This is a genomic window from Sphingobacterium psychroaquaticum (assembly GCF_900177625.1).
Taxonomy (GTDB): Bacteria; Bacteroidota; Bacteroidia; order Sphingobacteriales; family Sphingobacteriaceae; genus Sphingobacterium; species Sphingobacterium psychroaquaticum.
In genome coordinates this window covers 872,788-886,679 of the sequence record NZ_FXAU01000001.1, presented here as the reverse complement: position 1 = coordinate 886,679, position 13,892 = coordinate 872,788, and the positions used below count along the sequence as shown (strand labels likewise).

Below are 13,892 nucleotides of genomic sequence, written 5' to 3'. Positions count from 1 at the left end.
GTTTTAAATTTTAGAATGAAACCATAACCCCAGCGTTGATTAACCGCGCTTGTGGGTAATATTGTCCCAGTTGGTTTGTCGACTCCGGATCATACACCTTTACCTTACTCCATGTCAATAGATTAAGTCCACTGACATACAGTCTGAGGTTACTTATCTTTATCTTTTCCAGCACATGACTAGGCAAGTTGTAACCGAGCTCCACATTCTTCAAGCGCAGGTAATTGGTACTCCGTAACCAGTACGTATTGTTGTAGGAATAATATTGGTCACTACGGTCGGTAATCCGTGGATGCTCACTGCTCGGGTTATCGATTGTCCATCTGTTTTCGTAAAAGTCGTGCAAGTAGTTACCAATAGCACCCGATTCATCCGTTCCCACACGCAGCTCGCCACCAGTCGCCCCTTGGAACAAGACACTCAGATCAAAGTTTTTGTATGTAAGACCTAAATTGACACCTCCTTGGAATGTTGGGTCTGTATTTTTATTACGACGCACCCGATCTTCTGGGGTGATCTTTCCATCGCCATCATAATCTTGGTACTTCATATCTCCCGGACGCAGATTATTTGTAATGGCACTATAGTCTAATGTATTGGCTGCTATTTCTGCCTGATCTTTAAATACACCATCGTAGATGTAGTACAGTCCCGCATTAATTGCACGTCCCGTACTCTGCTGCCAAGCTGGTGATCCCGGTGCTTCATCCCAGAAGATAATCTTATTCTTAGCATAGCCACCATTTACCGAAACACTGTAGCCCACTTCGCCCACCTTATCGCGCCATCCCACATTAAACTCCCATCCCGAGTTATCTACCTTACCAATATTTTCAGCCGGTAAAGTCATGCCCGTACTTTGTGGGATCGAGGCATTTCGGCGCCATAGGATGCTATTTCTGCTGTTCTTAAATATATCAAACTCCGCATTCATCTTTCCGCCAAAAAACTGGAAGTCAAAACCGAGGTTGTAGTTATTCGCCACCTCCCACGTGATGAAGTTATTAGGCACGCGTTTTTCAAACAACGATTTGACCATCTCTCCACCTACGATATAAGATCCAAAAGCATACGTCGAAAAATATTGGTATTCCTGCAGTGCGCCATCGTAATACACATTGTCATTACCCATCTGTCCATAGGAAGCACGGATCTTGAAGTAATTGACAAAAGGCACATTATTTTTCCAGAAATTCTCTTCCGAAACCAGGTATCCGAGCATCACCCCAGGAAAGAAACCATAGCGGCTATCTTCCGGGAACATATAAGAACCGTCGTAGCGCCATAAGAACTCCGCCATATATTTACTCTTGTAATTATAGCCTACACGGCCAAAGTAATTTAACCGGGCACGTTCCCAGGCACCGCCATTATTATCCTTTTCAGCGTCGCCACCAGCAAATAAATAATCGATATTATCCGACAGGAAATACCTTCTGAAAGCACTTAAATAGTCGTTACGAATCGTTTCCCGGTTCACCCCTGCCAATAAGCTCAGGCTGTGATCTCCAATCTTTTTGTCGTAGCTCAAGACACCACCCAATAAAATATTGAGCTGATCTTCATCGCCCTGTGTCAAGCGTGGCTCAGCAGGTCCCCGAATACCACGTACCAACTTAGGGGTCACCCCATCATCTTCGTAGGCCCCTTGCCAAGTATAAAGATACCAAGGCGTCTGCCATAGCTTGGTCTTTTTCATATACTTATCCACCGATGCCGTCAAAGAAAGCTTCAGTCCTTCGACCCACGGATTTGTAATATCCACCTGCCCGTTGGTCTGCAAGTAATAGCGTTTATCTCTGTTATAGCCTGTTTGATCCGTTGTAATCACCACCGGATTCTCTCCATGCTCAATATCCGGTCCCGGCATACCATTTGGCCAGAAAGCCGGCATTGTTGGGTTTCCACGCATCAGCATCCGGAAGATCGTCCCTGCCGATTTGGTCGAATAATTACGGTCCTCCTGCCGTCCCAACACCCCAAACTGTGTTTTAATATACGGGCTGATATTGGCATCCAGATTAATGCGGAAATCATATTGACTATAGCCTGTCGCCGATTTTTTATAGTAGCCATCCTGATCCTGGTACCCCAACGACAAGAGGTAGCGCACATCCTCCGAGCCGCCATCGATCTGTAGGTTATGCCGTTGTTGTGGCGACCAATTTTTCAACGCTGCTTTGTACCAATCGGTATTCGGGTGCCCCCACGGATCCGAGCCATCTTTAAAGAGCGTGACATCCTCCCGCGTAAACGGTGCCGTTATAGTTGTTCCATTCGGACGTACATACTTATCTTCTGTACCAAATCCTTTTAGCGCATTGGCCCACTCATTCACCGGCAGCTTATAAATCTCCAATTCATTACGCATCTCACTATACTCCACGGCATCCGCCAGTTTCGGAATTACGGTCGGTTGCGAGAACCCTTGGTTAAAATTATAGGACAGCTTCGGTTTACCACTTTTGCCTCGTTTTGTCGTGACAAGAATAACCCCATTTGCGGCACGTGCACCATAGATGGCGGCCGACGCATCTTTCAGCACCGATATGTTTTCAATATCCGCTGGATTTAGGCGTTCAAAACCACCTTGTCGCGCTGGGATCCCATCAATAACAATCAACGGACCGCTATCCCCCAGTGTATTTGTACCTCTGATCTTGATGCTGGATCCATCGTATCCCGGTTCCCCTCCACCATTTGTGGCGATCACCCCCGGCACGCGGCCCGCAATAGCATTCGAAACATTGACTGAAGGCGACTTCTGCAACTCCGCCCCCTTTACGGCAACCACAGATCCCACTACGTTTTCCCTCTTCTGAACGCCGTATCCCACCACGACAACCTCATCAATATTGGCATTGCTATCCGTAAGCGCGACATCGATTACCGATTGATTGTTTACCGGAAGCGTCACCAAATCCTTCCCGATCATATTAAAAGAGAGGCTTCCATTGGCAGGAACCCGTTGCAACAAATACTGCCCATTCTCATCGGTTGTTGTCGCCATATTGGTGCCGACAATCTGTACTGTTACCCCCGCCACGGGCGCATTTGTTAGCGCATCACGAATAGTTCCCTTTACCGTAATTCCATCTTGCGGAATGCCGTTGTGAACCGTTAGCACCGTTGCGGCATAGGCACTATTCCCGAACGAGGAATAGCCTGTACACGCCAACACAGCGCTACCGATCCAAAAGAGTTTCTTCAACTCCTTCTTGTAATGTCGATTTGTACGCATAAGCATTTTTAATTTGGTTTAGAATTAATTAATTATAGCTGAATAGTATTTGCGCTAAAAGATCAAATACACCTGTGATACCGGTCTAAAAGGAGACTTCTGTTTTGAAAAGGGCATAGGATTTCCCTGGCAAAAAATATCATTTTTTTACCTGCAGCTACACCATCGAGCATAGCTATCCCACTAGAAACGCTATCTGCAAAAAACGAAGGGGCAACCAGAGAACATAACATCCTCGGTTATTCCGTGCGTGCAGATATTGTTTAAATCAAAACAATCTCCTAAAAATAAAAATTAGGTATTAAGGTTTATTTGATGCGTTAAGTACGATTCCTTTTGTTGTTCTCATGTTTACTTTGTGTCTGGTTTATAGTTTTATGTTGCTCATGGGCAAAATACAGTGTAATCTCTCCGTTCAAGAAATGTGGCTCATACCTCATAGTGTATGAATAACACTGTGTTAGTGTAACAAACATAAATAAAAAAACTTAAAATGCAAATTTTATATAACAATTAATATTTTATCTTTTTTCGGTATTAGTGGTATGAAGCAAAAAGGAAGAGTTACCCCTTTCACGCAGTATTTAATTGACGGAATAAGGGTAGCACGTTTGGAGCAAAATATATCCGGTCGAAAACTCTCTTTAGAAATCACGGGAAGCAACCCGACACGGATTGGCAGCATCGAGAACGAATATACCAATGACCGATACAGTCCGGAGTTATTGCAGCGCGCCATCGACTACCTCCATATGCGGGTGGAGGATCTCTTTCCGGCGGATATCCTGGCGCAGGACACCTTGCAGGAAAAGACAAAAATACCGATCCTGCGCAACATGAGTATCCGCGGTGCCCTACTCTCGCTCCTGGAGGAAGGCTATTTTCATACCCCCCGTTTGCGTTCAGAAATTACGGCACACTACAACAGTTTTCTGGGTCCGACCTTAACACGCAAAGACAGCGACTTCTCCGCTCAGCTGGAGCAGATGTATAACGAAGGCTTGCTGCACAAAGTCGAACCGGTGACCGATTGGGGCGAAAAACTAATCCGCTTTGTAACGAAGCGAATAGAAAGCAGGAACAGCTAATTATTTTACAACTATAAATGATATCTTTACTCAAGCTAACTAACTAGGAGCATACGAATCGGTGTAAGTGATGTCTTTACCTTGTTCCTCCTCCTAAACCAATTAACTTGATATTAGTATTCATTTATGACGGAAATTGTCATACCTATTCTTTCTTATGAAATTAATACAACGGTGCGTCAGTACCGGGAAGAGAAGCATTTCACGCAGGAGGAGTTTGCTTTTCTCATCGGGCGCACGGTTACGGAGGTCATGGATTGTGAGGACCTCACGAAAGGAGAAAGCTACGACCTGAACTTCCTCAATCTGTTTGCGCGTATTTTGGCAAAATCGCCACGTGACTTCCTCCTGAACCTCCATTCGCCTACGCCATTGGTTAAAGTCAAGGCAACGCAAAGCAGCTCGCAGAAGCATACCACCTACAAAGGTATCCTAACAGCTAAAGGCGTTCCGATCCGGCAGGATCATTATCATATTGCACACACAGCAACCCCTCCTATCCCCGCAGCAGATAGCGAACAGGTTTTACAGGTACTGGAAGCATGGTTATTGGAAGGCTTCTTCCGTCCCGGCGTGACCGGACTATTTCTCTATGAGACCTGCCTACAACACCTTGCTGCTGGCGATCAACGGATCCCTAGGGACTTCCGTCCGCAGCACCTGATCGATGCTTTAGCCGTACTGAGCGGTCGCCGCAAAAGGCCTAAATTGTTACCGATGCGCCGAGCGCCCAAGACCGAAGAAAAGTGGATTCTCTACCAAGAAGACTGCTAACCCCATCGTTACCTGTTATTTATACCGCTTCTAGATTTTACACAAAAACGTTAAAATGCTTTTAAAAGTCGATCCGTTTCGATAACTTAGTTATTAATTATAAACGCCAACATTATGCACAGTAAAACAGAATACCTGATATGGGATAAGATTGTCCATAGTGCTAAAACACGTGTCGACATTTCTACTATAGGTGTACGCGCTTCAAAAATCCATCCTGAAATTATGGATCAGCTGATTCTTCACATGATTGCGGGTTTTGCTTCCGGAGAAGATCATTACACTATTGCAACGAGCCTACACAATGAGCTGCGCCATATTGGCATCGAAGTACATGAGGATACCATCGATGAAATCATTGCCGATAAGCATGTGGTCTTCAGTGCAGAGATTTATGCGGCTTACCTCACCTTCTCGATGTTGGAAGATGGTCATACCGAGCATGAGGTATTGGGTTACATTACCGAGCTTCTGGATCGTCCGACCGTCTATTAAACCCCGGCTTGTTACCGGTTCGCTTCGTTGTAGTACCACTTTAAGGTATCGTTTCCTACCTTTTCCGAATATGTAGATAAGGCTGAAAGCGAAGGGCTTGCTATGCCTGCTCCCCACGTTTCTGGTCCGACGAAAACACGGGCTTCATCCCATACACCGGCATCGATAAACAGCTGTAGTGTCTGTGCTCCGCCTTCAATAAGGATGGACTGCACATCCATCAGGTAAAGTTGATATAGAATATTCTGCGGTAGGTAAAGATCAAAATTTTCAAGTTCAATATGTTTGATATGGCCCTTCCAATCCGTTCGCTTCGCATTGAAGACAATCGTTTCGGCTTCAGCATTATAAATAGCGGCATGATCAGGCACCTTCAAGTGCTTATCGATAAGGATACGCTTGGGATTCAAGCCATGCCATAAGCGCGCCGTAAGCTCCGGATTATCGACCAGTGCCGTTGTTGTACCCACTAAAATAGCGTCCTCCTCGGCGCGCCATTTGTGCACAAGCTGCTTGCTGGCCTTATTGGTTATCCACCGTTGTTCCCCTCCTTTTGGTGAGAAATAACCATCGGCCGTTTCTGCCCATTTCAAGATTACATAGGGACGCTGCGCCCGAATACGTGTAAAGAAGCGACGATTCAGAAAACGACACGCTTCCTCCAGCACCCCAACCAAGACCGGAATTCCTGCCTCTTGTAACTTCCGGATGCCTGCTCCATTGACGCGCGCATAAGGATCAAGACAGCCGATTACCACCTCACGAAAGCCGTGGTGCACCAACATATCGGCACATGGAGGTGTTTTTCCGTGATGCGCACAGGGCTCTAAACTGACATAGATCGTTGATTCCGCAAAGAGCAAAGCCGCCTGATCGGGCCCATAGGCTTGTATCACCGCACGTACCGCATTCACTTCGGCATGTGGACCACCATAGGGCGAAGTATACCCCTCTCCTATGATTTTTCCTTGGTGTACAATCACTGCACCTACCATCGGATTTGGACTCACCGTACCCGCTCCCAGGACCGCGAGGTCCAGACAACGTTGCATATATTTCTCTGCCGCTTGCATCATACAAACTTAGTATTTCAGAAAGAATTAATAAAGTCTTTCCCGCTTATTGTATGTTTGTAGTATGAAAAATTACAGAGCAATAGCAGATACATACCGGGATGACCTCCAATCCTACTACGATCAAGACGAAAGCCGTCAGCTGTTCCTCTTGGCTTTTTCTCATATCACGGGCATGAAAAGCGCACAATTTGGCCTGATGCAGCAGAGCACACCAAACAGCGCCATGACGGAGCAGTTTCTATCTATCCTTGCCGAGCTTGCTACCGGGCGGCCGATCCAACATATCTTAGGCAAGGCTGATTTCTATGGCGAATCTTTCTATGTCAATGCACATACGCTGATCCCTCGTCCGGAGACCGAGGAGCTAGTGGATTTGATTATCCGCAATCACCCGGACAGTGGACTTCGTGTGCTGGATGTTGGTACAGGTTCTGGCTGTATTGCCATCTCGTTGGCGAAGCACCTATCCGGGTCCACTGTATCGGCTATTGATATTTCAGCGGATGCTGTTGCTGTAGCACGCAGAAACGCAGATCACCTGGAGGTGGATGTGCAGTTTGTAATTGCAGACATCTTGGAATGGGACTTAATCCTACAAGCGGATCAGCAGTTTGATATCATCGTAAGCAACCCGCCCTATATCACCCCGAAGGAACAAGCGGAGATGCACCCAAATGTATTGCGCCATGAACCGCATACCGCTCTTTTTGTGGAGGAGCACAATCCGTTGTTGTTTTATAACGCTATTGCCGACCTGGCGAAGGTTCATCTGGCTGTTGGCGGGGTGCTATACTTCGAGATCAATCAATATTTAGGTCCCGAAACGGTGGATTTGCTCCAAAAGAAGGGCTTTACATCTGTGGAATTGCTGCAAGACATCAATGGAGCGGACCGAATGATCCGTGCGAGCATAAAAAATTAACATTTTTTTAATCTGAAAAACAGTGTTTTAAAGGCCTACAGCAAAAATAATCGCTGATATAGTTTGCACCTATAAACATTTTTTCTACCTTTGCATCACTCCAAACAACGAAGGATACTTCGAAAAGTGGAAGGGTAAAGATTCCGTAGCTCAGCTGGTAGAGCAATACACTTTTAATGTATGGGTCCTGGGTTCGAATCCCAGCGGGATCACAAAAAAGCAACTTCAAAAGAGTTGCTTTTTTTGTTTTTAATCCCATGGGATGAGAACCTGGGTTCGATTCGTGAAGGCTCAGGGTTGTGCTTGTGGATTGAGCGGCTGAGCAAACTTTCTCGCTCAGGGCTGTGTACGGGCATTGCGGGGCTGAGCAAATCCCAGCGGTATCACAAAAAAGCAACTTCAAAAGGGTTGATTTTTGTGTTTTTAATCCCCTGGGATGAGAACCTCGGTTCGCTTTCCAGTTTAGACCGTGTTTCATTGTAAAATTTAGCGATCATTACCTGCTGTTATTTTTCTTTCTTCCCCTTTTCATCGTACTGTAATTACACGCTTTGTTTTCTCTGTATTCAATTTTATGTTCAGATAGAAGCTGTACAATTATTTCGTTTGTTTCATCTTCGTTAAACCCCATTTTTTCTCCGAGATCAATTTCATTGAGTTGACCGTCATTTTCTATTAATGCTTTGTAATATTTTTCTTTATTTTCCATAATTATATCTTTTTTGCACAGCGATCATCATGTGTGGACTAAAGGGTAAAAGATAGCTATCGTTTTCAGTAACTTGAATAAGTTCCATTAATGTTCTTCGCTTTTTGTTATTCAGCATATTGGCAAAGTATTCTTTATCCAACCATGCCATACCTTCAACCGCATAAGTATTTAAATAGGTTAAGCCTTGATTTATAAATTCATCTTTTAGCTGTTCTGGCTTATGATAAAATGCTTCTGCTAAAAGCCAAGGGAAATCATCGGGCGGATTGTGCATACCCCATACTAATTCTTCTTTGCACATTTCAAAAAATGGTTTTTTGTGAATTAAGCCATTTAAAAGACCAACCAATGTTGATGCCGTATAATTGATGGCAAAACCCAAAATAATCCCATCATTCTTTAAAATACGTTTAGCTTCGGAAATGGCTAAATCTCTATCCTCCTTTTTTTGCAGATGATAAAGAGGGCCATGCAGTATTATTAGGTCAGCATAATCATTTGGAAATTCCAATTTTCGACCTTCTCCCAAGTGCACAGAAAATTTGTTCTTTAATCTATTCGCTCTGTTTTGGGCTATTTGTATATGTTTTGAAACTGGCTCTACCAAATGAACGTGATGTCCTTTTTTAGCAAGCCATTCCGAATACTTTCCCGTACCACCGCCAATGTCTATTATTTTTGAAGATGAAGTTGGTATATATTTTTCTACGAGTGATTTAATTCTTTCAAATTCAAATACTCCCATTCCTCTGTCAAGTCGAGTTTCTTCGGATGCTCTATTGTAAAATAGCTCTATATCTCTACTTATTAACTGTTTACTATTCATTTTTATTCATCGTGTCACCACATTTTGAAATGTTGAATACACTGCAAAAGTGATAATGCAATCGATTTGATAATCGTTTGTTTTGTTTAAGATTAAGAAATAAGTCGATAGGATTATCTGTGCATTAAAAACCAAAAGATTTCAATGCATTAATCACTCTGTTTTTAGAGTTGTCTTTCGAGTAAGACCAGATAATATGTTAGATATAGTATAACAGACCACAAAGATAGAAATTTTGGATTAATGTTTAATGGTGAATTCGTGCTAATTCACTCCTCATGTACCAAATGCTTTAAATCGGGATCATTCTTGATGCGTTCCATCTCGCTTTTGACAATATGCACGACGTCCGGGCTGTGCCCCTCTCCCTTTCTCACATATCGTTTTAAAACTTTCAATAAAATGTACGCTACGCTCGCTGTATCAATTCCCCATTTCTCCTACAAAAAGATATTCTGCAGGCTTATGAGTCAGATAGTATTCGCATAAATATCTACCAACTTATAAGGTAATGAGATAATTCGGTCGTTGTTTCCTTTGCTTTGGTGAATACGTATAACCTTATCAGATGATTGGATATCTTTTATTTTGAGGTTTAGTAGTTTTCACTAAGGCGTAGTCCGCGGCTATGTATAGTCGTTAATATGGCTTTATGTTTAATTTTTTCGATATTATCTAATAATGGTCTGACCTCTTTTTTGGAAAAGAATTTTGGCAATTGCGAGACTGATCGCTTTGGTACAGGTAATTCAATTTAAGCTTTTTATCCAATAACAACTCGTACAGCTTTTTAATAGCGTCGACCAATCCCTTTTAATAGGATACGCTGATCTGTTCACGGTTTACCTTTTCGTTGATAAATGATTCAATATGCGGCAAGGGCACATCTTTCAGAAATTCATATTGTGATACGTGCTTTAGAAATAAACTGGCATAGTCACAATATGACCTAATCGTATTGCCCGCGTATCGTTGCGTATTTGGCTTTTTCAAATGGACGGACTATTCTTTCGCTAGTTCATAACCTTAAAACAAATACTGTGGCAATTTTGTTTCGCCACCCGTGACAGAAACAAATATACAGACCTCATAATCATTTTTTTTATGATTTAATTCGAATTTTAGACGTATTTCGAATACAGATGTGAATTTGCGAAATAGTTTGTATATTGATTTCGCAAATAAATTGTTATTTGATATGTCTTCCAAAATTGCACAAATGAACAAAATCTCTATATTAATATTTTTACTCTTTATTTCAAGTTTCACTTTTGCTCAATCAGCAGAAGAACTAAATCTAAAATCTAAAGAATTAATCCAAGAAAAAAAAATTGAAGAAGCACTTCCTTTAGTGAAAAAATCTGCTGAATTGGGAAATCCAGAAGCCCAATATAATTATGCTATCTTCTTACAGGAAGGAATTGGAATTCAAAAAAATGAACAAGAAGCTATTAACTGGCATTCAAAATCATCTGATAACGGATTTAATGATGGACATTATGCTATGATGATGGCATATGGAAATGGTCAAGGAATTGAACAAAACTCTGAAAAAGCTTTTGAATACGCACTAAGATGCGCAAATAACAATGACGCAACATGTATGTGGAATGTCGTGAATTGTTATTTAACTGGAAACGGAGTAATAGCTGATATAGCAAAATTTAAAGAATGGATTATTAAATTAGCAAAACTTCAAAATCCTGAAAATCTTTCTCAAAGTGGAAATATTACGTCTGCGAGATGGGAAATTGCTAACTTTTATAAAAAAGGGGAATATTTCGAAAAAGATATTTATCAAAGTTATTTATGGTATTTAATCTACAATGAATACAAAGTTGACTTTAGTATTTTAAAACAAGAAGAAGTTATTAAAGAAATAAAAGAACTTGAAAAAAGCCTAACGAAATCTCAAATCGAAAAAGCTCCAAAAGATGCTGAAAACCTTTTAGGAAGAAAACTAAATAATATAGGTGAACTTTATAAAAACTCGCTCTAAAGCAAGCATATCATATAACACCTGCGTGGCAAAATGCGGAGTTAAGTGCTAAAATTTAAATTTCGGATTTCTATTCCGCAAAAGTCAATTGTATTGAATTTTTCTTAAATCTAATACAATTGACTTTTACTTACTTTTAGGAAAAATTGAAGATTTTCGCGTCAATTTCCGCCATTGATGCGAAGCCACTAAACATTAGTGACAATTGTAATACCAAAATAAATCTAAACAATAAATGAATAAAACAGTATATGTTCTAGGAGCAGGATTTTCTATGGATGCTGGAGCACCTTCTCAAGCAAATCTTGTAAAAGCAATTTATGATTTAAAAGGAAATAAAAAATATTCTTCCAAACGACTTTCTTTCATAAATAAATGGATTGAAGAATTCGATAACTTTTTGAAAAATGGTCTATGTGTAAGTGATGAAGAAAGATTTTATTACACATTAGAAGATGTATATACTCCTATAGATAAATGTATTTCTGAAAATGCCTCATTTAGAGGACATACAATAAAATACCTACAAGAGCTAAGAGATAATCTAAATAGATTAATAACGTTAGCAATAAGAGAATCAATAGATAAAAGTAGTAATTCTAAAAAACCAATTGACGATTTTGCAAATTTTATTGTTAATACTTCACGAGGTAGATTGGAAAATGAAAAGGAAGATAAAATCTCAATCATAACAACGAATTGGGATATAATGTTGGATAACAAAATTTATGAGTTATTATTTAGCGAAGCTAAAAAAGCTAAAAAAGACTTTATTGGAGTAGTTGATTATTGTTGTTATCTAAGTTCACTTGATGAACATGATAACAGCGTAAAACCAGGATTATATGCTTTAGGAAAAGGCGGATATAATGTCAAAATTTTAAAATTACACGGTTCACTTAATTGGATGCAATGTCCAAAATGTCAAAGACTCTATGTGAAATTTTACAGGAGATTTAATGGCGGTTATGTTTTCAATAAAAAATATTGTAGACATTGTGAAAGAAATTTCAAACAGAACAAAGACATTTCGAATAAACTTGAAATGAATTTAATTATGCCTACTTTTCTAAAAAACCTGAACAATATACAAAACAAGTTGATATGGCAAAATGCAGGCATAGAATTATCTGAAGCAGATAAAATAGTATTTATCGGATATTCATTGCCGCAGGCAGATTTTGAGTTTAAACAACTACTGAGTAGAATGATTAAAAATGAAGCGAAAATTGAAGTTTACCTAATTGAAAATGATAATCCTGAAAAATATAAAGGCAATCTAAAATATTTAACAGCAGGATATCGCTATCAAAACTTTTTTAGCAAAAGAGAATTGAAAATAGAATATTCGGGGGTCAAAGGGTTTGTAAAAAATAATTGCCGCTAACAAGCGGTAACTGTTACACAACTCCAATTTCACAGTAAAATACAGAATACATGACCCCGTTTAAGACCTTTTAAGCGAGGTCTTTTGTTTTTGTACCTGATCAGAAGTGAGTTTTCAAAGTGTCCTATCAACTAAATTGAGCTCTGGTTGTGCTTGTTTTTATGTGAAAATATAAGTCTTTAATTAAGGCTATAATGTGAGGAGTCTTGCGTAAAAATTTCAGATACTTTTTGAGATTAGAGCTCAAAGCTGCCATCAAAACATGCTTATTCGCGTGTGACCTACTTCGGCTATTTATACGTTTCATATTATAGTGGTTTATGAGTAGCCCCCAAACAGGGTTGACTGTGCTTGAGCACGCTTAACCAACCTGCGGTGATAGGCTTTAGGCTGGATCAGCTTTTCATGCATCTTATCATATAAGGGATTGTGAATGCTTTCTTCTAGTTTCTTAAAACTGCTTACTTTACCACAATAGTCGACTGGCAAAGGACATTCATACTCCACAATCCTTTTCGCTACTACGATAACTCTTCTTCTCATAACCTTTACTGCCTGTTGTGATACCTTTGAATGGTAAAAAGTCCTGTTACTGCCTACTTGGATACATTCGTGTCGATTTTCAGTTTTACTAAAAAAAAACTTTCGCGCTCAGGCTTATACTGTCCAAAGTTTGGGATCCAAGCATCTAAATTATGTTCATCGCAATATTGGAAACTACTGACACTGCGGTAAACTGTGTCAACCGAAACTTCACCTATTGCTATATCATTGTGTCGTAAATTATCAATCGTTTGGTCCATAATATCTGCAAAGATTGTACGGTCCTTACTCCCCGATGTACTCGCGCAAGCACCCCTAATAACTTTACCACAAACCATCCCATTAATTATGCACATACGCGAAATCTCTTGAAAAAGTCCGAAGAAGACTTCTTTGCCTAAAAGTGAACATGTGCGACTGATGGTGGAATGCCATAGTAATTCTTCATTGAAATCGTAACCCAAAAACAGGTGGACATCCAAGCAATTGCTACAGTAACGAATCAAAGTGCGATCGTTCTTGATATTAGTCAAATAACCAACTAGCAAAATCTTAAAGAAAACAACAGGATTAATCCTTTCTTGTCCTTCGCGTCCATAATACAGCTGAGTGGACTTGTAAAAAATGTAAGTCTTATGCTTGATAACTTTACGATAAAAAATATCCTCAGGAACTAGACGATCCAAGCTTAGCTCTTAAAACAATTGTGGTAAAAATATTTTTTTCCTTGCATACCATAATTTACAAATTTTTTCTCTAATATCAGTTGTGCAACAAACACAAAGTGTTGCCAAAAGCTGGGCTGAAAGTCTTCGATTTGGCATTTGAG

The 13,892-nt window shown here is 40.5% G+C and carries 12 protein-coding genes and 1 tRNA gene; 7 read left to right on the top strand and 6 right to left on the bottom strand.

Features of this window, described 5'->3' with window-relative positions; genetic code table 11:
• Positions 1-10 precede the first annotated feature (10 nt).
• Entirely contained in the window at positions 11-3,241 is a 3,231-nt protein-coding gene (locus B9Y69_RS03475) for a SusC/RagA family TonB-linked outer membrane protein (protein ID WP_085471985.1), read from the bottom strand.
• Positions 3,242-3,786: 545 nt separating this feature from the next.
• On the opposite strand from B9Y69_RS03475, the gene B9Y69_RS03470 reads away from it, so the two are divergent.
• The 3 genes from B9Y69_RS03470 to B9Y69_RS03460 all read left to right on the top strand — a co-directional run bounded on the left by B9Y69_RS03470 (position 3,787) and on the right by B9Y69_RS03460 (position 5,598).
• Entirely contained in the window at positions 3,787-4,329 is a 543-nt protein-coding gene (locus B9Y69_RS03470) for a hypothetical protein (RefSeq protein WP_085471597.1), read from the top strand.
• Positions 4,330-4,455: 126 nt separating this feature from the next.
• Positions 4,456-5,103, top strand: a complete 648-nt coding sequence (locus B9Y69_RS03465) for a hypothetical protein (protein WP_085471596.1) — start codon at positions 4,456-4,458, stop codon at positions 5,101-5,103.
• A gap of 114 nt (positions 5,104-5,217) precedes the next feature.
• Positions 5,218-5,598, top strand: coding sequence for a hypothetical protein (locus B9Y69_RS03460; RefSeq protein WP_085471595.1), 381 nt, complete (start codon positions 5,218-5,220; stop codon positions 5,596-5,598).
• Between the two features lie 11 nt (positions 5,599-5,609).
• Here the strand turns inward: B9Y69_RS03460 and ribD are convergent, their stop codons facing one another.
• Positions 5,610-6,671, bottom strand: coding sequence for a bifunctional diaminohydroxyphosphoribosylaminopyrimidine deaminase/5-amino-6-(5-phosphoribosylamino)uracil reductase RibD (gene ribD / locus B9Y69_RS03455; protein ID WP_085471984.1), 1,062 nt, complete (start codon positions 6,669-6,671; stop codon positions 5,610-5,612).
• A 64-nt stretch (positions 6,672-6,735) separates the two neighbouring features.
• Here ribD and prmC point away from each other — a divergent pair, with 64 nt between their 5' ends.
• Together prmC and B9Y69_RS03445 are read left to right on the top strand one after the other, a co-directional pair.
• Positions 6,736-7,596, top strand: a complete 861-nt coding sequence (prmC, locus tag B9Y69_RS03450; protein WP_085471594.1) for a peptide chain release factor N(5)-glutamine methyltransferase — start codon at positions 6,736-6,738, stop codon at positions 7,594-7,596.
• Between the two features lie 139 nt (positions 7,597-7,735).
• Positions 7,736-7,808, top strand: a tRNA-Lys gene (locus B9Y69_RS03445).
• Positions 7,809-8,092: 284 nt separating this feature from the next.
• Here the strand turns inward: B9Y69_RS03445 and B9Y69_RS03435 are convergent.
• Complete coding sequence (locus B9Y69_RS03435; protein ID WP_085471592.1) at positions 8,093-8,305, bottom strand: hypothetical protein; 213 nt, start codon at positions 8,303-8,305, stop codon at positions 8,093-8,095.
• Positions 8,295-9,134, bottom strand: coding sequence for a class I SAM-dependent methyltransferase (locus B9Y69_RS03430; RefSeq protein WP_085471591.1), 840 nt, complete (start codon positions 9,132-9,134; stop codon positions 8,295-8,297). Before B9Y69_RS03430 ends, B9Y69_RS03435 begins: the two co-directional genes overlap by 11 nt.
• A 1,219-nt stretch (positions 9,135-10,353) precedes the next feature.
• Between B9Y69_RS03430 and B9Y69_RS03425 the strand changes: the two genes are divergently transcribed.
• Positions 10,354-11,133 carry a tetratricopeptide repeat protein gene (locus B9Y69_RS03425; protein ID WP_159451803.1) on the top strand — a complete coding sequence of 260 codons (780 nt, stop codon included), beginning with the start codon at positions 10,354-10,356 and terminating at the stop codon, positions 11,131-11,133.
• A gap of 235 nt (positions 11,134-11,368) precedes the next feature.
• A complete protein-coding gene (locus tag B9Y69_RS03420; protein WP_085471589.1) occupies positions 11,369-12,520 on the top strand; it encodes an SIR2 family protein in 1,152 nt (383 codons plus the stop codon).
• A 318-nt stretch (positions 12,521-12,838) separates the two neighbouring features.
• Here the strand turns inward: B9Y69_RS03420 and B9Y69_RS19270 are convergent, their stop codons facing one another.
• The gene (locus tag B9Y69_RS19270; RefSeq protein ID WP_200811740.1) at positions 12,839-13,063 is read right to left on the bottom strand and encodes a hypothetical protein; all 225 of its coding nucleotides are present in this window, start codon (positions 13,061-13,063) and stop codon (positions 12,839-12,841) included.
• A gap of 53 nt (positions 13,064-13,116) precedes the next feature.
• Positions 13,117-13,749 (bottom strand): transposase, encoded by a 633-nt coding sequence (locus B9Y69_RS19265; protein ID WP_200811739.1) that lies wholly within the window; start codon positions 13,747-13,749, stop codon positions 13,117-13,119.
• Positions 13,750-13,892: the final 143 nt, after the last annotated feature.